This window comes from Streptomyces sp. NBC_01450 (assembly GCF_036227505.1).
Lineage (GTDB): Bacteria > Actinomycetota > Actinomycetes > Streptomycetales > Streptomycetaceae > Streptomyces.
The window spans coordinates 1,359,167-1,383,349 of the sequence record NZ_CP109481.1 but is presented as its reverse complement, the minus strand read 5'-3'; the positions used below and the strand labels follow the sequence as shown (position 1 = coordinate 1,383,349).

The window sequence follows — 24,183 nt, the reverse complement described above, 5'->3', positions numbered from 1 at the left end:
ATACACACCGCGTATACGCCGCATGTATACGTCGAGCGTATAGCTCATGGCGGGGCGTATGGCCGTGCAGGTGAGGGAGGGGAAGCCGCCACTTGTCACGATTCCGAAACGGGCCGAGCCCGAGCCGCCCGACCCATGGCAGGGCGCAGTAGACGGGCGGCTACGACCTGCCAGGCGGTACTCGCCCGGGGTGGGACGTACACAGCCAGACGGACGAATGCCAGCCGGAGTCCGGCCCCTGGTACCCCGCATGCCGACGGCAGGACTGGTCACCGAAGTCGCCGACGCCACCATCGACCACCTGGTCCCCCTCGCCAAAGCCCGCCAGTCGGCGCCGACACCTGGACCGCCGACCAGCGCAAGGCGTTCGGCAACGACCTGAAAGACCCACAGCTGCTGATCGCGTCGGAGTCGTCGAACAGTTCGAAGTCCGACATCGGGTCGGCAAAGTGGCGGCCGACGAACAAGACCTTCTTGGTGCACCTACGGGAAGGACTGCACGCACATCAAGCCGGTGTGGAAGCTCACCACCACCGACGAGGAGAAGACAGCGCTGGGGTCGATGCTCGACACCAGCACCAACTGGACTGCACGGACGACGTTTCGGCAAGGACAACGCCGAGAAGGAGGATTGCGGGCAGGAGGGCATTCAATCCACGTGGACACGGAGGCTGGGGGCCCTACACATGCGCAGCGGCCCGGGCAGGGCCTCCAGCCGGGACTTGCGGTGAGCACCGCAGGTCGGCGGCACGCCTATGCCGTAGCTGTATCAAGGGTCGACACGGCATCGACGACGTGGACGCAGCCGCGGGAACGGCGACTGGTGCCGAGCGGCGGCGCCGCACCGCACCCATGGTGAACGCAGCACGCCCGGGCGCTTTCGTGTCAGGCCGGCTGCCAGGAGAGGATTGCCTGGTATTGCGCCTCGATGCCGCCGGCTGCGGTGATACTCGACGGGACCTGGTCCGCCCCGGTGATGTTGTGGTTTTTCTGGATCAGGACGCTCTTGTTGTCGTAGTCGGAGGGACCGTTGGGCCAGTAGTTGCCCTCGATGTCCGTCGGGTCGTATGTCCCGTCGCCCAAGGTGTAGTTCACGTGTTTGCTGCCCCATGGTGAGACGTTGATGTTCCACACCGCGTTGCCGAGGATCGACACGTAGGTGGCGCCGTTGTCGGTGTACAGGACGTGGCCGCCGGAGGTGTTGAGCTGGTCGTGGACCACGTTGCCGGTGACATGCTCGCCGTTCGCCATCGAGGTGCCGGTGATCCCGTTTGTGTAGACGGCTCCGCCGTCGCCGAGCAGCGACATGTGGTCGTAGATCAGGTTGTTCGAGATCGTGTTGTGGTTGGAGTAGTTGGGCTGTGCGGGCAGGCTCACCTTGTCGGGCCAGCCGCCCCAGCCGATGGAGATCGCCGTGTAGGGCACGTGGTCGATCTGGTTGTGGGTGATGGTCGATGTCTCGATGTATCCGGCGTCGATGGCGACCCCGCCGTGGTATTCGGTGGCGGTGTCGTAGAAGTGGCTGTCTTTGACGGTGATCGCGCTGGTGTGCTGGGCGGAGCTGCTGGGCTGGGGGATGTCCACGCCGCCCAGGTCGAGGCCGTTGCCGGAGATGTCGGTGAACACGCAGGCGGTGACCGTGTCGTTCTGGGAGCCGTCGCCGAGGTCCAGTCCGGCCGCGCCGAGATGGACGAAGTAGTCGTGGTCGAAGTGGATGCTCTTGTCGTAGGTGAACCGCACCGCGGCGGGCATCTTCGTCCAGTTGCCGTACGGGCAGGTGCCGCCTGACACGAAGTCGCACAGTCCCTGGGTGGCGTAGCCCGTGGTGCCGGTGACCTGGTACGTCGCCTGGATCTCGGAGAAGCCGGTGCCGGTGTTGGACGTCGTGTAGTTCGCGTAGCTGAACTGGATGCCCTGGAAGCCGACGTGACTGGGTTCGTCCGAGGCCTTGCCGGAGGACGCCACCAGAGTGTCGAGCGAGGGCGCCTCGACGTCCGCGGTGGTCAGGTTCTCCCCGGAACGCGGAATGTAGTAGAACCGGTGTTCGCTCTTGTCCAGGTAGAACTCACCTGGCTTGTCGAGGAGTTCGTAGGCGTTCTCCACCGCCGTCGGTTTCTCGGTGATCGATTTGCGGCCGACCAGGTTGTAGGTGCGGCCCGAGTCGTCGGTACGCATGACACGCTGGGTGGAGTTGTTCCAGCAGGGCTGGGCCATGGTGATGGCGGTACTGGTGACCGAGGCGACCGGACAGCGCGGTTCGGTCCACAGCCCGAGGCCGCCGCGGTAGACGAACTCGATCGCCGATGGATTGCGCCAGCCGGCCATCGGGTTGCCGGACGCCGTGGTGTATCCGGTAGCCGTCTGGGTCAACGACACCGGCAGGGAGCCTGTCGCGCGCTGGGCGCGCACGCCGCCCACGTACAGCTGCCGGGTGTCCAGGCTGCTGGGGGCCGGGGCGGACCAGATGTCGCTGCTTGTGCTGGTCTTCGCCCAGCCGCTGATCTGGACACCGCCGCTGATGACCGGGGTCTGTCCGGACGCAGCCTTCCACCAGACGGTGCCGGCCGTGCCGCCGCCTGAGTCCGCGGCGGTGAAGGTCAGCGTGTTGGCCAGCCGGTAGACGCCGCCGCCCAGGGTCACAGTGACCGGGCCGGACGTCGTCTTGTCGATCGCCCGGACTGCGGTCTGCGCCTTGGTGAGCGTGCGGAAGGGTGTGGCGGCGCTGGTCCCTGGGTTGCTGTCGCTGCCGCTGGGCGAGACGAAGTAGGTGATGGCGGTGGCCGCGTGTGCAGGCAGGGCGAAAAGCACTGCCAAGGGCAGGAGCGCACCAAGGAAGGCCGCCATGACACGGTAAGACCCGATGAATAAGCAGGGCTCGCCAGTGGGCCTCGTGGCGTACGCCTGCTCTCGTATGGGAAACATCCTGGCAAAATAGGGGTGCCGAGATGAGACGTCAACGATCGTGACGATAAGACATCGGATCAATTTCCTCGGGGAGGGTGGTGCTCTCCCCGGTCGGCGCGGGGTCACCTCATGTGGGGGTGGGGTGGGTGCGGTGCCCGCAGGGCGAGGAGGGCGACGTTGTCGTTGGACGCGCATCTCTCCCGAGCTGGCGACGATCTGCGCGTGCACTCTGTGACCGTTCTACTGACGAAGGCAACGAAAGCTGATGCAACCTGGCCCGCGGTCATCCGATCGTTGCGACTGGACCATGTCACGAAGCAATTTCAAGGCCGAGATGTCCCCGGAGCATCTCGGGATCAATCTGCGACGGCACTGAGGCGAGACTGTGGTCACAGCGCCGGACCGATCAGGTCGTGCAGCGGCTGCCGGCCACAGGAGCCGCTGACCTGCCCGGACGGCGTGTATGCCCTCACCGATCGCCTCGCCGACGCGGCTTTTGGCTGCTCGCGGGTCGCGTTCAGCCCGCGGTGACACGGGAGTTGGCCCGCCGCATCCAGTCCTGGTCGGTGTGCCACGTGGGGTGGTGAGGGGCTGCGTTGGAGGTCAGGACGACGCCTCGCCTATGCCTGGCCGAACTTGGCGCACCAGCGGCGCGCTGTCTCGTAGGAGAGGATGACGCCGCGCTGGAGCATCAGTTCCTCGACCTCGCGGAAGCCGAGCGGGAATCGGTGGTACAGCCACACGCAGTGGGAGATCACCTCGACCGGGTACCGGCGCCCCCTGTACGACGGCGACGTGCTCCCCACGGACGACCCCTCCCAGCGCGATCAACCAGAAGATCATCCCACCCGGTCAGCCCCCGACTCAGGCCGAGTACGCCGAGCGGGCCGAGCTGGCCCGAGCGGAGCTTGCCTCTGCTCTCGGCAGCGTGCCCAGCCCGGAGGCCGAGGCGAAGGCCCGGGTCCTGTTGGAAAGCCTGGGCGCGGCGCAGCATGGCTCGCAGGCGGCCGCGTAGTGGGGGCAATTGCGGTTGTCCTGGACCACACGGCCGCTACGGCGTTGTACGACCCGAAGGATCCGTTCAACGAGGCGGTCGCGGCGTTCTATGTGCAGGCGTCCGGGGGGCTGGGGACGTTGTATGCGCCGGTGCTGTCGCTGACGGCCGGCGACGGCGAACGGCCCGGGCTGCTGAGCTACATCAAGGGGCTGCGGTTCATCCGGATCGAGGCGTTCGACACCGACGCCGCGGTCACTGCCACCGAGCTGCTGCGCTTCGGGCACTCCTGGGCCGCCGTGCACTCCATCCACGCCGCCAGGCCATCAGCCGCCTTCCCTTTGGGGCGTTTTCTGCTCACCCTGACGCCGAAGGCGTACGCGGGGACCGGTATCCAGGCCGTCCACCCTGGACAGTAGCCGCCTTCCCGGCAGTTCCCGGCCGAACGCCGCGGTGTTCGGGACTTCCCGGCAGTCCCTAACTACCCGGCCTTGAGGGATACCCCCTGACCCTGGTCACCTCCGACGCGTTCGCACCGGAGAAGACACGAACCATGCGGGCGTTCGGCGCCGAAGTGATCCTCGTGCCCAGCGAAGGGGGCCAGGTCACACCCGAGCTCTTCGCCCGCATGCGGCAGGAAGCCGACCGGATTGTCGAGCGTGAAGAGGCTTTCTGGGCCGCTCCCGGTGAACTGGCCTTCCACCGCTGCTACTCGGCCCACCCGGTGCCGCTTGCCACGCTGGTCAAGGTCGCCGGACGGCGTTGGACGGTCGAAGAATCCTTCCAGTCTGCCAAGGGCCTGGCCGGACTCGACGAACACTGAATCGCCCCGGGTTCGATAGAGAGCTCAGATTTTGGTTGTGACCTGCGGTTTTGCGGATTCCATGCCAGCAGCTCGAATGGCTCGACGGTGCGGAGTTCGCGGTACCCCCAGACAGCGCGGCCACCGGCGGACAGTGGACCGTCGACGGTTCTTCGTCAGCCAGGGGCGAAGCGCCGACCTACCACCTGCACACCCGTGAGGACGAGGCCTTCATGCTGAGCGAGGGCAGTGCGTTGTCGTGGTGCGACGACCAGGAGACAGAACTGTCGGAGGGCGGCATCGTCTGCCGCCCCCGGAACGTCCCCGACCGCTACCGGATCACCTTCGACACCGCCGCCCTACTCATGATCTGCATCTCCGGCGGTACTCAAGGCGTCAGCCGCTACGCCCACCTGCGTGTGACAGCGGCCGCCCATCCCCATCAGCGCTTCGAGGTCCCAGTTGCGGTCGGTGGGGAACCGGGCGGGCCTGCCGCGCTGCGGGCCGCCGCCTTCACCCGGGTCCGCTGGCCGCCACCCTCGATGCGTCCGGCGACGCTCTGTTGGCCGGCGTCCGGGCACGCCTGGAAGGCCGGGCCAGCCCGCGCTTCGGTCACCTTCGGCGGGCATTGTGCCGGATCCCCGATACGGCGACGAGTCTTGTTTGACGATCCGTCAATAGTTGACGCAGCCTCAGAAGTGCTGGAGGCAGCTGCAGTCGGCGTACCCTGGCGCGGTCAGTACGGCGATGATGGCATGCTGCGGTGTCGAAGCCTGCACAGGCAGTCGGCGCTCGGGTCGCATAGACCCTGGGCGGGTGGGGAAGGCGGTCGGATGGAGCGCTCTGTGGAGGACGGCCTCCCGCGCGTGCTGCCCAGCGTCAGCGCTCCGCGTTTCGTCGGCCGAGCGGCCGAACTGCACCGGCTGACGGACGCTTTGGCCCGGCCGCCGGCCGCGGTTCTCATCGAGGGTGAGGCCGGAATCGGCAAGAGCCGACTCGTTCAGGAGGTGCTGGACGAGCCCGGTATCGCCGCCCGACGGCCGCTGGCCGCCATCTGCCCCCCGTTCCGGGAGGCCCTTACCCTGGGCCCGGTCGTCGACGCCGCCCGAGATGCCCGGCTCGATGTGGCGGAGCTGGCCCTCACCTCTCTCGCCGGGGTGCTGAGGCCGCTGTTCCCCGAGTGGGGGCAGCACCTGCCGCCGGCCCCCGAGGCGCTGTCGGACGCAGGCGCTGCCCGGCACCGACTCTTCCGCGCACTGGCCGAACTGCTGGACGCCATGGGCGTCGGCGTGCTGGTCCTGGAGGACGTCCACTGGGCCGACGAGGCAACCCTGGACTTCCTGCTGTTCCTCGCCTCGCGTCGTTCCCGCCGGATGAGCCTGGTGCTGACCTACCGTCCCGAGGACGTGGCGCCGGAGTCCGTGCTGATGCGGCTGACCTCCCGGCCCCCGGCCGGCACCGGGTACGTACGGATCTGTCTTGGTGCGCTGGACGTGCCGCAGACCGCAGAGTTGATGTCGTCGATGCTCGACGGGGAACACGTCTCCGAGACTTTCGCGTTGTTCCTCCAGGAACGGACGGACGGTGTGCCGCTGGCGATCGAGGAGTCCGTCCGGTTGCTGCGCGACCGGGCCGATCTGGTCCGGCGCGACGGCGAGTGGGTGCGCAGGACGCTGGCTGACATCGCTGTGCCGCCCACCATCCGGGACGCAGTCGCCGAGCGCGCCTCGCGCCTCACCCCGGTCGCACAACGCGTGCTGCAGGCCGCCTCCGTGCTGGCCGAACCGGTCGACCCGGCCGTCCTCGCGACGGTGAGCGGGCTCCCGAACAACGTTGTCAGCCGGGCCGTGGACGCGGCCGTACGCAGTGGACTGCTCGGCGAGGACCGTGTCGGCCGGGTCAGTTTCCGGCATGCGCTGGCGGCCCGTGCGGTCTACGACATGACGCCCGCGCCTGACCGCCGAGCCCTGCACCGAGGAGCGGGCCGCTCACTGCGGGCCATGACGCCGCAGCCGGTGGCCCGGCTCGCCCACCACTACCGGGAGGCGGGGGACATCGGGCAGTGGCGTCAGTACGCTGAATGGACCGCTGATCTCGCTCTGGCCTCCGGGGACCATCGCACCGCAGTCGGACTGCTGCATGAGTTACTCACCGAGAGCGATCCGCCCGCCGCCTCGGTGGCCCGGTGGGCACAGAAGATGCCGGTCCTGGCCTTCTCCGGGCTCGTCGGCCGTGGCGATCTGACCCGCGCGCTGCGCAGCGTACTGGACGCAGAGGCGCTCGCCCCGCACGACCGCGCAGCCGTCCGAATCCAACTGGGGAGGATGCTGCTGCACGCAGGCGAGTACGCGGCCGGTGCGGCGGAACTGGAGAGGGCACTGCCGGATCTGGCCGACGACCCGTTCCAGGCAGCCTGGGCGATGAACACCCTCGGCAGCCCGCCGAGCACCCTGATATCTGCCCGGGAGCACCGCCGTTGGCTGGACCGGGCTGCCGTCGCGGCCAGGCTGCCGATGACGGCGGACCAGCGGCTGGCTCTGGTGGTGGACCGGGCAACTGCCTTGCTGGACATGGGCGACGAGGCCGGCTGGGCCGTGGCCGCGGAACTGCCCGACACCGCGACGACCCCGGAAGGAATGATGCAGCTGGCCCGCAGTGGACTCAACATCGGTAACGGGGCCATGCGCTGGGGCCGCTACGACGAGGCCAGACAACTGCTGACGACTGCGCTGGCCAGGGCGGAACAACACCGGTACCAGCGGCTCCACGACATGATCCTGGTGACGCTGGTGCACCTGGACTGGTTCACCGGCGCCTGGGACGGACTGGCCGAGCGCGCCGCCGCCCTGGCAGTGGTGGACGCGGAACCCGTGCTCCAACTGGACGCCCTGCTGATCATGGCTCTGCTGGAGGGGGCGGCCGGCGGCAGCGGAGCGGATCTGGGCCCCGCGGCGGTGACCGAAGGCGGGATGGGGACCGTCGAAGAGCGCCTGCGCCAGGTGCTCGACGCGGGGCTGCGGCGCGGCATCGTAGATCTGCCGCTGGAGCCCGCGGCCGCCCTGGCGCGGATCCGGCTCGCCGAGGGGTCGGCCGCCGAGGCGCTGGAGCTGACGGAAGGACCGGCCGACGTCGTGGCCCGCAAGAACATCTGGCTCTGGGCCACCGAGTTCGCACCGGTGCGGACCGGCGCGCTTCTCGCGCTTGAACGGCCGGACCAGGCACGGCAGTTCGTCGCGGACCTGGCCGAAGGGCTCGGTGGCAAGGACCTGCCGGCAGCGCACGCGGCCCTGGAGACGTGTCGCGGAATGCTGGCAGAAGGAGAGGGCCGCAGCGTCGAGGCAGCCGCCGCGTTCGGCCGGGCCGTCACCGCCTGGAAGCGTCTGCCCCGACCGTATGAGGCACTGCTCGCGGCCGAACGCAGGGCCGGCTGCCTGCTGACAGTGGGGGACAAGGACACCGGACTGGCCGAACTCGCCCGCGCGCAGGCCGGATTCACGGCCCTGGGAGCCCGGACGGACGCCGACCGGGTGCACGTCGCACTCCGTGCAGTTGGGGCGCCGGTACGACAGGTGTGGCGTGGTGGGCGGCGCGGTTACGGCGACCAGCTGTCCCCGCGTGAGCTGGAAGTGGTCCGGCTGATGCTCACCGGTCTGACCAACCCGGCCATCGCACGAGCACTCTCCCGTTCCCCGAAGACGATTGCCGCGCAACTGAACTCCGCGATGCGCAAATACGGAGTGACCTCGCGTACCGCACTGGCGGTCAGCCTGACACAGGCCGGAATCACCCCGTCGGAAGGCCCCGCCACCGGCGCGGGCTCCGATCTTTAGGTCATCCGCCCCATCGCGAGGACACGCGGCAACCATCGATACTCAGTGCGCGCAGAGTCCGCAAGCCGACCTGCACCTGGGCATGACCGGAAGGGCGTCCATCCGTCGGATGAACAGCACATCCCCCGAACCGAAGTCCGGCGCACCGAGCGCCCGTACGAACGGCGCCGACAGTCCAGCCGCTGCCTTCCCCGGATCGGAGCACACCGACGTGCCGCCCGCCGCAGAGCGACACCCCGAACCGACGCCCGCCGCACCGGGCGTACCTGCCGACGACACGACGGCAGACCCCGCCTGCGCGGACGACTCGTACAGCGGTTACGAACCCCTCTGATCTGGACCCGATCGGGTCCAGAACGCGACGAAAAGGGTGCCCCCTTGCTGTCCTTAAGACGTGTGCGCGTACGTGCGCCCCTCGCCCTTCTCATAGCCGGCTGTCTCGGCGCCGGAGCTCTCGCCGCGATACAACCGGCCACCGCAGCCGCGGCCACCCCCATTTCCCCGGCCTCCTCATCCGACGCCGGCTCCTCCAAGGCCTCCGACCTGCTCAACGCCGTGCCGCAGGACAACGTCCCGCAGAACTACGTCCCGGCCGGCTGCAACAACCCGAGCCTTGAGGACGGCGTGGCCCAGTGCTTCGCCGACGTGCGCACCGACTCCGATCACGTCGTCCAGCCGCAGGCGAGCGCGCCCCCGTCCGAGGCGCTGGGCCCGGCCGACATTCAGGCGGCCTACAGCCTTCCCGCCGGAGGCGAGGGCAGGACGGTGGCGATCGTCGACGCGTACGGCGACTCCCACGCCGAGGCCGACCTGGCCGCGTACCGCACGTACTACGGGCTGCCCGAGTGCACCACCGCCAACGGCTGCTTCCGTAAGGTCGATCAAAGCGGTGGCACGGACTACCCCGCCGACGACGCGGGCTGGGCCTTGGAGACCGCGCTCGACCTCGACGCCGTCTCCTCCGCCTGTCCGGCGTGCAACATCCTTCTCGTGCAGGGTGATTCGGCGAGCCTGGACGACCTGGGCACCGCGGTCGACACCGCCGTACGCCTGGGCGCCAAGTACGTCTCCAATTCCTACGGTCTGCCCAGCGAGAGCGCCTCCCAGACCGCGTACGACCACCACTACGACCATCCCGGTGTGGCCGTGGTCGCGTCCACAGGCGACACCGGCCATGTCCAGAACTGGCCCGCCACCAACCCCGACGTGGTGGCCGCCGGCGGCACCCGGCTGACCCGCACCAAGGATACCGAGCGCGGCTGGACGGAGTCCGCCTGGACCTCCGGCGGATCGGGCTGCTCGCTGTACGAGGCCCAGCCTGCCTACCAGAGGGGGCTCGCCACCGGCTGCGACACCCGGGCGACGGCTGACGTCTCCGCGGTCGCCGACCCCGCGACCGGCCTGGCCGTGTACGACACGGTGGGCAAGGACGGCTGGCTGCAGGTCGGCGGCACCAGCCTCTCCGCACCGCTGATCACGGCGATGTACGCGCTGGCGGGCACTCCCGTCGAAGGCACCTACCCGGTGACCTACCCGTACATCAACGCCTCCGGGCTGACCGATGTCACCGAAGGGTCCAACGACGACTGCGGCACGGTGGTGTGCACCGCCGGCGTCGGCTGGGACGGCCCGACCGGTCTCGGCACCCCGGTCAGCGTGTCCGCGCTGGCCTTCGGCGTCCATGGAACGCTGTCCGGACGCGTCACCGACAGTGAGTCCGGCGCCCCGCTCGCCGGTGCGGCACTGGACATCTCCGAAGAAGCGACAGGCGGCCGGGAGTACCACGTCACCACCGACGCCGATGGCGCGTACGACCTCCCCGCTGCGGTGGGCACGTACCGGATCACCGCCACCGACTTCGGCTACCGGGAGAACACCCGCTCCGGAGTGAGCGTCACCGAGAACCAGAGCACCACCGCCGACCTGACCCTGGTGAAAGTGCCGACCCGCACGGTGTCCGGCACGGTGAAGGACGGCAGCGGGCACGGCTGGCCCCTGTACTCGAAGATCACCATCGACGGCTATCCGAACGGCGCCGTCTACACCGACCCCTACACCGGCAAGTACAGCGTGGAGCTTCCGGAGAAGGCCACCTACGACGTCCATGTGGCCCCGCTCTACCCCGGCTACCGGAGCACGGACCTGAGCGTCCCCGTGGGCACGGCCGACGTACGTAGCGACGTCGCGCCGGACGTGGACCTGACGGCCTGTATCGCACCCGGCCACGCCTACCCGGCCGAGACCGACTTCGAAGGCTGGACCGGCACCACGCCGGAGCACGGCTGGACAGTCGTCGACCACGGGACGAGCGGCGCCACCTGGGACTTCGCCGACAACTTCCTGTCCAACTGGACGGGCGGAACCGGGAACTGGGCCGCCGCCGATCCCTACGGCCGGGGTGGTGCTCCCGAGGACACCGAACTCGTCTCGCCCACCTTCAGCCTGGCAGGCCAGAACTCACCCGTACTTGGCTTCGACGCCCTCTACGTCTCCAGCAAGGACTCGGTGGCCGACGTCGACCTCAGCCTCGACTCGGGCGCGACGTGGACCGCGGTGTGGCACCGGGACACGGCCGAGTACCTGGGCCACGTCGAGGTTCCCCTGACCCAGGCGGCAAACGCGAAGCACGTGAAGGTGCGCTTCCACTACTCCGGCAGCGGCCTGTCGATCTGGCAGCTCGACACCGTCACCGTCGGCTCCTGCGCAGCCGTGAGCGGAGGCATCGTCGCCGGAAAGGTCGTCGACGGCAACACGGGCGGTGCCATCACACCCGCCACCGTCACCGACACCGCCGACGGCTACGCGACGGCGACCACCGTGGCTACCCCCGACGACCTGGCGTTGGCCGACGGCTACTACTGGCTGTTCAGCGCCCCCACCGGACGGCACACGTACCGGACGGCCTCCGCCCGTTACACCACCTCGACCGGCACCCTCACCACGCGGCCGGACAAGGTCAACCGGTTCGACCGCACGCTCAAGGCGGGCCGCCTGGCCGTGAGTTCAACTGGCCTCTCCGTCAGCGAGACGCTGGGCGGATCAGGCAGTAAGAAGGTCACCTTCACCAACAAGGGGCAGGCGCCGCTGCACGTCAACCTCGGTGAGCAGAGCACCGGTTACACCTCACCGGACGGAACCTCCACGACCACGTCGGACTCCTCGGCGGGCGCCCCGACGCTGCGCGTCAAGGGCAACTACTCCCCCGGACCGATGAGTTCCAGCCCCTCGGCTGCGAAGAGCACGTCGAGTGAACCGCCGGCCACGGCATCGGCATCGACCGGGCCCTGGACCGGCATCGCCGACTACCCCGAGCCCGTCATGGACAACGCGGTGGGTACCTACCGGGGCAAGGTCTACTCCGTCGCCGGAGTCTCCGGGCTTTTCGGCGGGAAGTTCCTCACCAGCGGCTATGTGCACGACCCGGCCACCGACGCCTGGACACCCATCGCCGACCTCCCCGAGGGCCTGGAGTCACCCGGCGGGGCGTTCGTCAACGGGACCATGTACGTCGCCGGCGGCTGGGCCCCAGACGGTGCCCGCGCCACGCTCTACGCGTACCACCCCACCACCGACACCTGGACCCGCCTCGCCGATCTGCCCCAGGCGATCGGCATGCCGAATGTGACCGTCCTCGACGGCAGCCTCTATGTCATCGGAGGATGCACCGGATCCGGCTGCGGAGACACGGTCAGCACGGTCTACCGCTACACCCCGGCCACCGACACCTGGACCCGCCGCGCCGACTACCCGTCCACCATGGAACGCGGGGCCTGCACCGGCATCACCGGTGAACTGGTCTGCGCCGGGGGCATCACGACCACCGGCGGACATGTCGACACCCCCACCAAGAAAGAGACCTACCGCTACAGCCCCTCCGCCGACACCTGGACCCGCGCGGCCGACATGCCCGACGCGCGCTGGGGCGCCACCGCCAGCGGGAACGACGGCAAACTCCAGGTCGTCGGCGGCATCGTCGGAACGGTAGCGGTCAACACCGTCACCGAATACGACCCGGTGTCCAACACCTGGTCCAGCCTGCCCAACTCCGGCTCCGCCGTCTTCCGGGCCGGCGGCGGCTGCGGGATCTACCGCATCGGCGGCATGACCCCGGCCTACGGCACCGCCTCCTCGGCCGAGGTCCTGCCCGGGCACGACCAGTGCGACGGCGACGACGTCACCTGGCTGTCGGCGGACAGGACCTCGTTCGACCTCGCCCCCGGCCACTCCACCACGGTCACCGTCCGCGCGGACGCCTCCGCCGTGGCCACGGCCGGCACCTACACCGCGCGGCTCACCTACAGCACCGACGCCCCTTACGCCGGAGCATCGGTCAAGGTCAGCCTCAAGGTCACGATCCCGCGGACCTGGGGCCATCTCTCCGGCACGATCACCGACAGGCACACGGGGGCACAACTCGCCGGAGCCACTGTCCTGATCTGCCCGGTGGCGCACGCCAGAACGACCGGCTGCGACCGCCTTGCGCACACCGTACGCACCGACTCCGCCGGCCACTACGACCTTTGGCTGGACGCCCGCCCGAGCCCGCTGCGGATCACGGCCTCGGCCACCGGGCACCACCCGGCATCCAAGGAGGTGACCCTGCTGCCGGGCCGCGCCACGACGGCCGACCTGTCGCTGACCGCGACCTGACCCCACCGCCACCCCCTCACGTCGCGCCCACCCAGACGCTCTGTCCGGGTGGGCGCGGCTTCGCCTTCTCCCCTGTGCACACCCCGGGACGGGTAATCCCTCGGTGGGTGTGGCTGGTCTGCGGCGGGCGGCCAATACTCGGGGCATGGACGGAAAACGACAGCCGGGCGAGTTCCCGCAGGCGCGCCGCTCGCAGTTGCGACCTGAGGACATCGGCCCGGTCACCTACGGCGAGCGCCGCCGTGTGCCGGGTCTGCGCCGCGAGGAACCGGCGCCGGCAGGTGGATTCTGCGGCCGCCGGCCCTGACTGCGCACGCAGGCTTTCGCCGTCCACCGCCACCGCCCGCCGGGCCTTCGGACCGGGCTGGGTGCGGCGGATCGTCGTCTCCAGGACTAAACTTCCTACGTTTCTGTGCCACGTGCTCTCTCCGCCGATCTGAACTTCGATCCTATGGGGACCGCTGTCCGAGAACTTCGGGGCGCCTCACGAGTCTCTGCATCCGGCATACCGGACGTCGGCGCAGCCGTGAAAGTGGGGTCGTGTGGCGGCTGCCCGCCCGACGCCGATGATCTGTGGGCCTGATGCCCGTAATGAGTCTGGTGCTGGAGCCGGCCCAGGCGATCACCGGCTACGAAAATCTTGCAAGAGCCTGATTCATGAAACTCCCCATTTTTCAGCCGTCGTCGACAACTTCGCTCGCGATACGGATTTGTTCGGGGCGGCCATGAGGTCGAAGAGCTCTCCCAGTACTGCCGGCGGTTCGGGCGCTGCTTACGGGTATCGGCGGGTCGCGGTGCTCGTGAGTGGGCGGCTCGGGGGGGTGCCTCTATGTTCTTCGTCAAGCGTCTGGGCAGCCTCTGCCCGGGGTTCGATCTTCTCTGTGGGGCGTGAGACTGTCTGGTCGTGCCAGAGATGACGAGTGGGTTGGAGGCAGCCTTGGCTGAGGCGTCGTCTCCTTCGTGGACCCAGCGTGTTCGTGCCGGGCGTGACCTTGCTTCCTTCGCTGATGTTTCTGAGGCTGCGGAAGCGTTGGTGGGGCTGCTGCTGGACGTCGAGGACACGGCGGTGACCCGGCAGACGGCAGAGGCTTTGACCCGGGTGGGGACGGTGGCCGCCATAAGGCTTATCGCTCTCGCGGTTGCCGAGGCTGACGACAACCAGGCCGAGTGGCTGCAGACCGGGGTGCATGACGCGCTCGTGGGACCGGGCGGTGTGCCGGACGTCGCAGCGGCCTGCGGGAAGCTCGCCCGGGACCCGGAAGAAGCTGTCCGTCGGGGGGCCGCAGATATCTCGGCATGGGCAGACGACCCATGGTGTTGATCTGCGTCAGCCTTCCTGTGGACTGGTTCATGCAGCCGTCGCCTGGGGGACGCGGGGTTCGTAGAAGGTGCCGTCGCGGAGCATGGCGAACAGGACGCTGATGCGTTGGCGGGCGAGGCGGAGGAGGGCTTGGGTGTGGGTCTTTCCGCGGGCCCGGCATCGGTCGTAGTAGGTGCGGGAGGCGGGATCGGCGTTCATGCAGGCGAAGGCGGAGAGGAACATGGCGCGTTTGAGCTGCCGGTTTCCGCCTCGTGGTGCGTGTTCGCCGTGGATCGAGGTGCCCGACGACTTCGTGGTCGGGGCAAGTCCGGCGTAGGAGGCGAGGTGGGCTGCGGTGGGGAAGCTGGTGCCGTCGCCGACGGTGACCAGCAGGACGGCGGCGGTCCTGACGCCGACGCCGGGCATCGATGTCAGGACCGGGGAAAGAGGGTGTGCCTCCAGCAGGGCGTTGATCTGGGCTTCCAGGGCCCGGCGTTGTTCGTGGACCGCGGCGAGCGAGCGGGCCAGGGAGGGCACGACGATGTCGAGGGTGCCGGTCCCCGGGACCACGACGGTCTGTTCGTCCAACGCGTCGAAGACGTCGTCGATCAGCCGGGCGGCCATGCGCGGGGCCTTGGGCCGGATGAGCTCGACGAGCCTGCGGCGGCCGGCTTTGCGCAGGGCGGTCGGGGAGCCGTAGCGCTCCAGCAGCCAGGTGACGGCCTGGTGGTCCAGACGCGGGCCCAGGACGCGTTCCAGCGACGGGTGGAACTGGGTGAGCAGGCCGCGTATCCGGTTGGAAGTGCGGGTGGCCTCGGCGGCAAGGTCCTGGTCGAAGCCCACGAGCACGGTCAGTTCGGCGGTGATCTCGTCGGTGAGTTCCAGCGAGCGCAGGGTGTGCGGCAGGGTGCGGGCGGCGTCCGCGATGACCGCGGCATCCTTCGCGTCGGTCTTGGCCTCGCCCGGGTAGAGGTCGGCGATCCGGCGCATGGCCAGTCCGGGCAGGTAGGCGACCTTGCAGCCCGCGTCCCGGGCCACGGTGAGCGGGAGGGCGCCGATGGAGGCGGGCTGGTCCACGATCACCAGGACGGTGCCGAACTTGGCCTTGAGCTTGTCGAAGACGGCCCGCAGCTTCGGCTCGCTGTTGGGCAGCTGCTTGTCGAGGACCTTCTTCCCGGCCGGGGTGAGCCCGTGGCCGTGATGAGCACTCTTGCCGACGTCCAGGCCGAGGAACACGCCCACGTCTTCGGGGTCGAACATCGCGCCCTTCCCAGGGTGTTGAACGTGCCGGCCTCGGCGGTGGTGTCGTACGCGCGCATCCACGTTATGCAGACCTGCCGCCCGCGAGCTGTCCGGCATTGCGCCGGACCGGGCGGTGGCCGGACCTCTCATCAGCGTCTCCGACGGCACCTCCCAGGCCCGGCGACACCACCCCCCAGGTCATGCCTTCGACAGGGGGCAAAAGTCATACCGGGCCCGGAGGCCAGCGGCCCTCTTGCAGGACCGCGAAAAACATAACGGGGGTGATGTCCTTCGGCGCGATTTGGTCCGCGACTGGTCGGGCGGGAACTCCTTTGGACGTCAGGCAGTAACTCGAAGAACCCAATTGATTACATTGGGTACCTGGCGTGTCGGGTTGCCTGGAGCGCAACGATGCCTCCAGGCAACCCGACTTCAGGCTCTAGAAGAAACCAAGTTTCTGAGGGCTGCAAGAACAAAGAATGTTCTTCGTCTACTGGTGGAACGAGGCCTCTACGTCGCTGGCCAGTTGAGAGAGCAATGTCCTGGCGGGTGGGAGGGGTGCTGGCCCGCGCAGGGTCCGGATCTTGGTCCGAGATCCGACCGATCCGCGCTTCCGAGCTCAACTGCCGGAGGAACCGTGCTTCGTTCACTCGTTCAAGATCGCCCCACCGTGATCACCGCCACCGGCCTCCGTGGGCAGAGCACTCAATGCTCTATCGCGCCGACGTCCGGTGCACCGTGGTAAAGGTCGGCACCCCGGTAGTCTGCTCCACCGTTGTCGGCGATGGCCGCGCCGCTGTCGATGAGTACGGAGCCGTCCGTCGGGGCGTAGCCGAGGGCCGTGGCCAGTTGCGGGCCGCTGGTGGCGTCTCCGTAGGGGCCGGTCACGGACGGGTTGGCGAACATCGCGTCGCCGGACACGGCGTGGGTGTCTCCGGACGGGACGGGTAGGGCGGCGCCGCCGTAGTAGTTGTCGTCGTACGTGATGGTCGGGCTGGTGGTCAGGCTGGCCGCAGCCACCTTTGAGTAGAAGGCGTTGTCCCGCAGGGTGTACGTGCTGGCCAGGGACGAGCCGTAGCCGTAGACCAGGTAGTTGCTGCTGTTGCCGTTGTAGACGGTGTTGTTGTAGATGTCGGCGGTCGCCGCCTTGTCGGAGTGCAGGTACACGGGGTAACGGCTGCTGTTGGCCACGATGTTGTATCGGGCGGTGACGCTTCCGAAGGCGAACTGGCAGAAGAGGATGCCGTCCCCGTTGTCGTGCACGTAGTTGTACTGCACGGTGACGGCGGTGGTGCCCTTGTCCGGGTCGATGGCGTTGAAGTCGGCGCCCCCGGCCTTCTGCTTGGTGCCGTACACCTCGTTGTGCTGGATGGTGACCTGGTCGGAGTAGTAGGTCTCGATGCCGGACGTGCCCGCGTGGGCGATCACGTTGTGGTCGACCAGCGCGTTGCGGACGTCGGTCAGGTAGATGCCGTTGCAGCCGTAGGCGGTGTCGGCCTGGGAGATGTAGTTGTTCCTCAGGGTGACGTTGGTGTGCGGCGTGAATCCGGTGTCGGACGCCGACTTCCGCGTGCCCCATCCGGTCGCCACGGCGTTCGCCCCGTCACCGGTGTACTGCTTGACGACGATCCCCGCGAAGGAGGTGTTGGTGATGGTGGAGTTGCGCACCGTGATGTCGTTGAGCGTGGTGGCGGTGGAGGGGGGAGCGGTGACGTCCGGCACGGTCGTGTCGAAGACGATGCCGCCGGTCTTCTTGGAGCCGTCCCAGCCGGTACGGAAGTGGACTCCCGTCGCGTTGCCCGCGGTGTCTCCCGAGATCCAGTTCACCTCGCCGGTGACGTCGTGGACGTCGACACGGTCGATCACGAAGTGGTCGAGTTGCTGGGCGTTGTCCCCGCTGATGTGAATGCCGCGCAGGTCGCCGAGGTTCTCGCCGGGTGTGCCGGTGGCGGCTGCCTCGTTGCTTACGTCCAGGTTCTGGATGTCCCAGTACTCCTGGTTGTGCAGCTTCACGGTGTCGGCGACGGCGCCGCCGCCCTCGATCGCCGGCTTGGCGCCGCCGCCGTACGAGCCGATGGTGATCGGTGCGGACGCTGTGCCGGAGCCCTTCGGCCACAGCTGCCCCTTCCAGGCGCAACCCCTGTGGAAGAGGATCCGGTCGCCCGGCTCGAACGTGGTGGCGGACACCTTGTCGAGTGTCTTCCAGGGGTGCTTGGGGGACGTGCCCCTCTGGTGGTCGTTGCCCTTGCAGGAGTTGACGTAGAAGGTGGTGCCGTGGGTGCCGTGGGCAACTGCCGTAGGGGCAACCGCCGTGACGGCCGATGCCGGGGCGGCCAGGGCAAGGGCAGCGCCGCCCGTCAGAGCGGCGGCGGCCAGCAGGCTGCCGCCGTGCCTGATCGCTGCTCTGACAGAGGGTGGTGCCCAGGTTGAACGGGACATATTTGGACATCCTTTCGAACGGGGGAGCGCCTCGCGTCGCGTCGTAGCCCGACGCGCCGGAGTGCAGGATCGGTGTTCTCGGGCCAGGAATCGGCACATGCCCGGGTCCGTCCGTCTGCCGGGTGAAGACGCCTTTCCCGTTGCGGTCGCTCGGTGATCTCGGCGTTGCCGTCCTGCTTCGCCGGGAGCCAGGGAATATCGAAAAGCGCCACGTGTCCGGGTGGCGGTATCCGAACGTAGTGATCGATCACCTTTTACGTCAAGATTCCGAGAGGTGATCGTTCACTTTGCGATAGCGTGCGCGGGGCTGAAGCGATGCGGAGCGCCGTCCTGCGGGCGATGGGCCGGTGAGGTGTCGCCGGGAAGGAAGCGGCGCCGTCATGGGGCCGGCCGCGACGCAGGTGCAGCACGGGCCGGTGCCAGGTGCGGCTGGCGTATGCCGACAGCCACGGCCGTCCGTCCCGGCGTTCTATCCTCGGGGTAGGCGCTGACCTGGTCGGGTGCGGCGCCGTGGCACTGGGGGCCGAAGAGGTCACCGGACTGGACAGTGGAAGGGTTGATCCGACGGTATGGCCAGTGGCCCAGGGGCACCGGGGAGGAAGAAGCGGGCGACCATCTGGGAGGTGGCCCGGCTGGCGGGGGTGTCGCATCAGACCGTCTCGCGCTATCTGAAGAACAACGGCGGAATGAAACCGTCGACCCGGGAGAAGATCGATCGCGCCGTCGCCGAGCTCGACTACCGGCCGAACCTCATCGCCCGGTCGATGCGTACCCAGCGGTCCAACCGGATCGCCATCGTGCTGCCGGAACTGACGGGTTTCGTGCCTACTCCGATGCTCAAGGGGGCTTCCGCCGCAGCCCACGAGGCCGGGTACACCACCGACGTCGTGGGCCTGGAGGGCGATGAGTCACGGCGTGCCGAGGGAGTGCTGTCGCTGCTGGACACGGAGCGGGCCGAGGGCGTGCTGTCCTTCACTCCGCTGGCGGACCTGGCCGGCCGTGCGGGAACGGATCCCAGGCCGATCGTGGTCTTCGGCGAGTTCGACGACAACATGCACTCCCAGGGCGAACTGGCCGCCGGTCAGCCGGCCGAGCAGATCGTCCGTCATCTCGCCGGCCTGGGGCACCGCCGCTTCCTTCATGTGGCCGGGGCGCAGGACTGGGCTTCGGCGCGCAACCGGCGGGCCGTGTACGCGGAGACGATCGCCCAGCTGGGCCTGGAGTCCTACGGCATCGTGGACGGAGACTGGTCGGTGCGTTCCGGGTACGAAGCGGCCCGGGACCTGCCCGCGAACTCTGGAGTGACGGCCGTGCTGGCGGCCAACGACTACGTCGCCATGGGGGCGATCCGCGGTTTCCAGGACCGCGGTATGCGGGTGCCGGAGGACGTGAGCGTCTTCGGCTGGGACAACGAGCAGTTCACCCAGTACTTCCTTCCCACCATCTCGACGGTCCACGGCGACCGGGAGGCTCTCGGCCGCCAGGCGATGCTGTCGCTGCTCGCCCGGATCCGCGGCGAACCGCACCCGGAGGTTAACACCAGCAATTTGTTCAAGGTGATCCCGCGGGGATCGAGCGGTCCGGTGCCCGGTAGCCCGCTTCCTGGCTGACTCGTACCCTCCCCGACGACTCCTTGGGAAACGAGAATGGAGAGTTGCAGTAGCAAAAGTGATCGATCACCCGTATGAGCCTTGACGTTAAAGGTGATCGATCACTATGTTTCAGGTCGCTGCCACGTTACGTCGGCGAGCACCACATCTCTCCCACCGATTTCACTCAGCCGACCGCATGCCGCGGGCCGGCGCCCTGGTGGCACATCGACGTGCCGGGGAAGGAAAGACATGACACGACGAGGTTCAGGACTGGGCAGATTCGTCCCCACCCTGACAGGAGTCACCGTCGCGGCTCTGACGGCTGTTTCGCTGAGTGGGTGCGGGGCACCAGGGGAGTCATCGTCTTCGTCGCCGGAAACTCTCACGCCGAAGAAGCCCACCAAGCCGATATCCCTGACGGTCCTGGACGGTGGCGGCGACCTCACCGGCGGTGGGAAGGCGGCCATCGACGCCTTCGTCAAGGCGCATCCCGACCTGGTGTCGAAGGTCACCTACCAGACCGCCGCCGCCACGGACGTGGCTGGAAAGATCAAGGCCCAGCAGTCCGGCGGATCGGTCGACGTCTCGCTGCTCCTCGGCGGCCCGGACGTGCTGGGCTCGGCCCAGCGGCAGAACCTGCTCATCAAGCAGATCCCCACGAATGCGAAGTCGCTTCCGGATCTGGCCGGGATCCAGGACGCACCGCGGTCCGGCTTCCAGAAGTCGTCCAACGGCTACGGACTACTGGTCAACTACGATCCCAACGGCCCGTTCATCGACTACAACCCCGCCAAGGTCAAGAAGTCCGAGGTCCCGGACACTCCCGGGGAACTGCTGGCCTGGGCGAAGGCGCACAAGGGCAAGTTCGGCTACGCCCAGCCCTCGGGGTCGGGCTCCGGCCGGGCGTTCGTCCAGACACTGCCCTACATGCTGGGCGACTCCGATCCCTCGGATCCGGCCAAGGGCTGGGACAAGACGTGGGCGTACCTGGAAGAGCTGGGCACGTACGTCAGCAGCTATCCGGCCAGTTCCACGCTGCTGGCCCAGCAGTTCGGCGCCGGTCAGCTCGACGTCGTACCGACGATCATCGCGCACGACATCTCGAACCGTAAGACCGGCACCTGGCCCAAGGACACCGGCATCACCCTGTTCAAGGACCAGAACTGGATCAGCGACGGCCACTTCGCGATGGTCCCCAAGGGAGTCAGTGCGGAGACGCTGTATGTGGACCTCGCGCTCGAGTCCTCCATGGTGCAGCGCGAGGCCCAGCAGGAGCGCCTGACCACCGGTGTGCTGACCACGGCCAACAAGGACGTCACCGTCGACAACTCGGGATCCGCGGTCGGTGACTTCGTCCAGAAGTGGGGCCGGCCCGACTTCTTTCCCACCGCCCTGGGCACGGGAAAGGTCCGCGTCCCGCTGACGCCGGAGAAGATGCAGGAGGCGTTCGACCTGTGGCAGCGCAAGGTCGGTTCCAAGGTGGGTGGCTGAGCCATGACCATGACGGTGAGCAAGCCCGCCGTGGATTTCGAGAAGCTGTCGATGCGGGGTGTCACCCGCAGCTACGCCAAGTCCGCCACGCCGGCCCTGTCGAACCTGGACCTGGAGCTGGCGCGCGGTGAGTTCGTCGCCCTGCTGGGGCCGTCCGGTTGCGGCAAGTCGACGGCGCTGGCCTGCCTGGCCGGCCTCCAGCCCCTGTCCAACGGCTCCATCTGGCGCGACGACGTCCGCCTGGACACCCTGCCGCCGGAAAAGCGCGGCTTTGGGATGGTCTTCCAGAACTACGCCCTCTTCCCGCACCTGAGCGTGCAGAAGAACGTCGAGTTCGGTCTGAGCATGCGTCGGGTGCCCAAGGCACAGCGACAGGAACGCGCGATGCGCGCGCTGACGCTGGTCCAGCTCCACGAGCACGCCGCCAAGCTGCCCTCCCAGCTGTCCGGCGGTCAGCAGCAGCGCGTCGCGATCGCCCGGGCACTGGCGATCGAGCCGGAGATCGTCCTGATGGACGAGCCGCTGTCCAACCTCGACGCCGCTCTGCGCATCGAGATGCGCACCGAGATCAAGCGGCTGTACCAGGAACGCGGCCTGACCGTGCTGTACGTCACGCACGACCAGGAGGAAGCCCTGTCGCTGGCCACCCGCCTGGTGGTGCTGCGCAAGGGCGTGCTGGAGCAGACCGGCACCCCCCAGGAGGTCTACACCAACCCGGCCAGCGCCTACGTCGCCGGGTTCATGGGCTACCGCAACCTGTTTTCGGCGAAGGTCGAAAGCACCGGCCCGGGAAAGGACACCGCCGTCCTCGCCCACGGCACGGTCGTCCACGGTGTCCGGAAGGCCGCTTCCGGCGTGGCCGCGGGCGCCGAGGTGAGCGTGGCCATCCGGCCCGAGGACCTGATCGTCGGTGCCGGCTCGACCGGCAACTCGATCAAGGCGGTGGCCGAAGTGGTCGAGTACCACGGCCGGGAGCTGTCGGTGCAGGCCCGCACCGGCCCGGACACCGTCCTGCACCTGAAGACCAATGAGCCGGTCGTCGCAGGTGCCGTCCTCGACCTGGGCGTCGCCCCGGAGCGGGTGCTGGTCTATCCGGCGGACAACGGCGACGGGACGGTCGAGCCGCGTGCCTGATCTTCATCCGCACCCGCGGGCCGCCGAGGCGCTACGTCACCCGCTCAGGCACCGCCTGGCCGAACGCGGCATCGACTGGTCGCTGCTGTTGCTGCTGCCAGCCGTGGCGGTGATCGCCGGGCTGTTTCTGTACCCGTTCATCTACGGTGTCACCATCTCCTTCCAGCCCCTGGAAGGAGGGGACGCCTTCGCCAACTACCGCGACTTCTTCGGCGATTCCTATCTGGCGGGGTCGATCGTCAAGACGCTGCGGCTCGCCGTGCCGGTCGCCGGCGTGAGCGTCGGCCTGGCCGCCCCGATCGCCTATCAGTGCCGACGCGACTTCCGCGGCCGAAGGCTCGTCACGCTCGTGCTCATGCTGCCCATCACCTTCGGCAGCATCCTCATCGCGCAGGGCATGCTGCGGGTCTTCTCCCCCTACGGCTGGGTCAACCTGGCCCTGAAGGGACTCGGCCTGCCGCAGGGCAGCTTCCTCTACGACTACCAGGGCACCTTCGTCGCTGCCGTACTGACCACCCTTCCGCTCGCGTTCCTGCTGCTGATGGGCTTCTTCGGCGGTATCGACCCGGCACTGGAGAACGCCGCCGCCACGCTCGGCGCCTCCCGCGCCACCCGCTTCTGGAAGATCGTCCTGCCGCTGGCGATGCCCGGCATCCTCACGGCCCTCATGCTCGCCCTGGTCGAAGCCTTCGCCATCTTCCCCTCGGCGATTCTGGTCGGCCAGCCCGACAACCAGACCCATGTCCTGACCATCCCCATCTACCAAGCCGCCTCACAGCGTTCGGACTACACCCAGGCCTCCGCCATCGCGATCGTGCTCACCGCGATGGAACTGCTGATCCTCGGGCTGACGGTCGTGATCCGAAACCGCCTGTACAAGGGTCCCGCGCTGGGAGGAAAAGGCTGATGACCACGCTCACCGCCCCCGACAGGACCAGCCTGCCCGAACCCGCCGGCCCACCGGACCGCAGGGCCCGGCCCCGGCCCACCGTCACCGCCGTCGTCAGCTGGATCATCGCCGCCCTGTTCACCGCCGTACTGCTGGCCGTGCTGGGTTCCGTGATCGTCGCCTCGCTGGGCAACTCCTGGGGAGGCACCTGGCTGCCGAGCGGCTGGACGGCCGACTGGTTCCGCCAAGCCTGGGACACGCCGGGCCTGGCGGACTCCATCAGCGTGACCTTCCAGGTGGCCGCCGCCGACGTCCTGCTCGCGCTGCTCCTCGGCGTGCCCGCGGGCTACGTCCTGGCCCGCAAGTCCTTCCCGGGCCGCTCGGCGATCACGCTGTTCCTGCTGTTCCCGGCGATCCTGCCGCCCCTGACGTACGCCGTGCAGCTCGCGGCACTGATGTACCGCCTCGGCATCGGCGGCACCCTGCTGTCGGTGATCCTGGTCAACCTCGTACCGATCCTGCCGCTGGTCGTCCTGGTCACCGTGCCGTTCGTCGAGCAGATCTCGCCCGATGTGGAGAACGCCGCCAAGGTCTTCGGCGCCACCGACCTGCGGCTGTTCACCCGGGTCCTGGTACCCCTGCTGATGCCCGGCATCGTCGCCGCCGGTGTGCTGAGCCTGGTGAGGGTCCTCGGCTCGTTCGAACTGACCTTCTTCGTCAGCAACGCCAGGACCCAGACGCTAGTCGTCACCATCTTCGGCGCGATGTCCGACCCCGGCGGTCCGCCCGCCGCGCTGACTGCGGCCATGACCGTGTTCTACATGGCCATCGCGCTGATCGGCCTGGCCGTCAGCCTGCGCTTCTCCAACCCCGCCCAGGCCCTGTCCGGCCGCGCGCACGGCTCCGCCTGAACCCC

General features: G+C 68.5%; 14 protein-coding genes and 3 pseudogenes. 13 read left to right on the top strand and 4 right to left on the bottom strand.

Annotation, left to right across the window (positions count from 1 at the left end):
* Window positions 1–250: 250 nt before the first annotated feature.
* Window positions 251–382, top strand: coding sequence for a hypothetical protein (locus OG568_RS54925; protein WP_329537530.1), 132 nt, complete (start codon window positions 251–253; stop codon window positions 380–382).
* A gap of 503 nt (window positions 383–885) precedes the next feature.
* Here OG568_RS54925 and OG568_RS54920 read toward each other — a convergent pair.
* Both OG568_RS54920 and OG568_RS54915 read right to left on the bottom strand, forming a co-directional pair.
* Window positions 886–2,808: a fibronectin type III domain-containing protein gene (locus OG568_RS54920; RefSeq protein WP_443077979.1), complete on the bottom strand. Its 1,923-nt coding sequence runs from the start codon at window positions 2,806–2,808 to the stop codon at window positions 886–888.
* Between the two features lie 725 nt (window positions 2,809–3,533).
* Window positions 3,534–3,710 (bottom strand): annotated as a pseudogene (locus OG568_RS54915) (IS6 family transposase); the annotation flags it as partial.
* A gap of 208 nt (window positions 3,711–3,918) precedes the next feature.
* On the opposite strand from OG568_RS54915, the gene OG568_RS54910 reads away from it, so the two are divergent.
* From OG568_RS54910 to OG568_RS54880, 7 genes and pseudogenes are all read left to right on the top strand, one after another.
* The gene (locus tag OG568_RS54910; protein WP_329536980.1) at window positions 3,919–4,317 is read left to right on the top strand and encodes a hypothetical protein; all 399 of its coding nucleotides are present in this window, start codon (window positions 3,919–3,921) and stop codon (window positions 4,315–4,317) included.
* Between the two features lie 269 nt (window positions 4,318–4,586).
* Window positions 4,587–4,718 (top strand): annotated as a pseudogene (locus OG568_RS54905) (IS701 family transposase); the annotation flags it as partial.
* An 815-nt stretch (window positions 4,719–5,533) separates the two neighbouring features.
* Window positions 5,534–8,530 carry a helix-turn-helix transcriptional regulator gene (locus OG568_RS54900; protein WP_329537528.1) on the top strand — a complete coding sequence of 999 codons (2,997 nt, stop codon included), beginning with the start codon at window positions 5,534–5,536 and terminating at the stop codon, window positions 8,528–8,530.
* Window positions 8,531–8,639: 109 nt separating this feature from the next.
* Entirely contained in the window at window positions 8,640–8,864 is a 225-nt protein-coding gene (locus OG568_RS54895) for a hypothetical protein (RefSeq protein ID WP_329537527.1), read from the top strand.
* Window positions 8,865–8,926: 62 nt separating this feature from the next.
* Window positions 8,927–13,180, top strand: coding sequence for a carboxypeptidase regulatory-like domain-containing protein (locus tag OG568_RS54890; protein WP_329537526.1), 4,254 nt, complete (start codon window positions 8,927–8,929; stop codon window positions 13,178–13,180).
* Between the two features lie 145 nt (window positions 13,181–13,325).
* Window positions 13,326–13,466, top strand: a pseudogene (locus OG568_RS54885) (transcriptional regulator); the annotation flags it as partial.
* A 627-nt stretch (window positions 13,467–14,093) separates the two neighbouring features.
* Window positions 14,094–14,501: a hypothetical protein gene (locus tag OG568_RS54880; protein WP_329536432.1), complete on the top strand. Its 408-nt coding sequence runs from the start codon at window positions 14,094–14,096 to the stop codon at window positions 14,499–14,501.
* A gap of 27 nt (window positions 14,502–14,528) precedes the next feature.
* Here the strand turns inward: OG568_RS54880 and OG568_RS54875 are convergent, their stop codons facing one another.
* Window positions 14,529–15,740, bottom strand: coding sequence for an IS110 family transposase (locus tag OG568_RS54875; RefSeq protein WP_329533076.1), 1,212 nt, complete (start codon window positions 15,738–15,740; stop codon window positions 14,529–14,531).
* 687 nt (window positions 15,741–16,427) lie between these two features.
* Window positions 16,428–18,161 carry a right-handed parallel beta-helix repeat-containing protein gene (locus OG568_RS54870; protein ID WP_329537525.1) on the bottom strand — a complete coding sequence of 578 codons (1,734 nt, stop codon included), beginning with the start codon at window positions 18,159–18,161 and terminating at the stop codon, window positions 16,428–16,430.
* Window positions 18,162–18,730: 569 nt separating this feature from the next.
* Between OG568_RS54870 and OG568_RS54865 the strand changes: the two genes are divergently transcribed.
* The 5 genes from OG568_RS54865 (at window position 18,731) to OG568_RS54845 (ending at window position 24,178) form a co-directional block, all read left to right on the top strand.
* Entirely contained in the window at window positions 18,731–19,771 is a 1,041-nt protein-coding gene (locus OG568_RS54865; protein WP_329537524.1) for a LacI family DNA-binding transcriptional regulator, read from the top strand.
* 231 nt (window positions 19,772–20,002) lie between these two features.
* A complete protein-coding gene (locus tag OG568_RS54860; protein WP_329537523.1) occupies window positions 20,003–21,244 on the top strand; it encodes an extracellular solute-binding protein in 1,242 nt (413 codons plus the stop codon).
* 9 nt (window positions 21,245–21,253) lie between these two features.
* Window positions 21,254–22,378, top strand: coding sequence for an ABC transporter ATP-binding protein (locus OG568_RS54855; protein WP_329538289.1), 1,125 nt, complete (start codon window positions 21,254–21,256; stop codon window positions 22,376–22,378).
* On the top strand, window positions 22,371–23,285 hold the full coding sequence (locus tag OG568_RS54850) for an ABC transporter permease (protein ID WP_329537522.1): 915 nt from the start codon (window positions 22,371–22,373) through the stop codon (window positions 23,283–23,285). Before OG568_RS54855 ends, OG568_RS54850 begins: the two co-directional genes overlap by 8 nt.
* On the top strand, window positions 23,285–24,178 hold the full coding sequence (locus OG568_RS54845; protein ID WP_329537521.1) for an ABC transporter permease: 894 nt from the start codon (window positions 23,285–23,287) through the stop codon (window positions 24,176–24,178). The genes OG568_RS54850 and OG568_RS54845 overlap by 1 nt, the downstream gene beginning before the upstream one ends.
* Window positions 24,179–24,183: the final 5 nt, after the last annotated feature.

What these genes read in the sequence shown, in the direction of transcription:
- OG568_RS54845 (WP_329537521.1), top strand. Translation starts at nt 23,285, where the DNA reads ATGACCACGCTCACCGCCCCCGACAGGACCAGCCTGCCCGAACCCGCC.
- OG568_RS54875 (WP_329533076.1), bottom strand. Translation starts at nt 15,740, where the DNA reads ATGTTCGACCCCGAAGACGTGGGCGTGTTCCTCGGCCTGGACGTCGGC.
- OG568_RS54855 (WP_329538289.1), top strand. Translation starts at nt 21,254, where the DNA reads ATGACGGTGAGCAAGCCCGCCGTGGATTTCGAGAAGCTGTCGATGCGG.
- OG568_RS54925 (WP_329537530.1), top strand. Translation starts at nt 251, where the DNA reads ATGCCGACGGCAGGACTGGTCACCGAAGTCGCCGACGCCACCATCGAC.
- OG568_RS54870 (WP_329537525.1), bottom strand. Translation starts at nt 18,161, where the DNA reads ATGTCCCGTTCAACCTGGGCACCACCCTCTGTCAGAGCAGCGATCAGG.
- OG568_RS54880 (WP_329536432.1), top strand. Translation starts at nt 14,094, where the DNA reads ATGACGAGTGGGTTGGAGGCAGCCTTGGCTGAGGCGTCGTCTCCTTCG.
- OG568_RS54900 (WP_329537528.1), top strand. Translation starts at nt 5,534, where the DNA reads ATGGAGCGCTCTGTGGAGGACGGCCTCCCGCGCGTGCTGCCCAGCGTC.
- OG568_RS54860 (WP_329537523.1), top strand. Translation starts at nt 20,003, where the DNA reads ATGACACGACGAGGTTCAGGACTGGGCAGATTCGTCCCCACCCTGACA.
- OG568_RS54865 (WP_329537524.1), top strand. Translation starts at nt 18,731, where the DNA reads ATGGCCAGTGGCCCAGGGGCACCGGGGAGGAAGAAGCGGGCGACCATC.
- OG568_RS54895 (WP_329537527.1), top strand. Translation starts at nt 8,640, where the DNA reads ATGAACAGCACATCCCCCGAACCGAAGTCCGGCGCACCGAGCGCCCGT.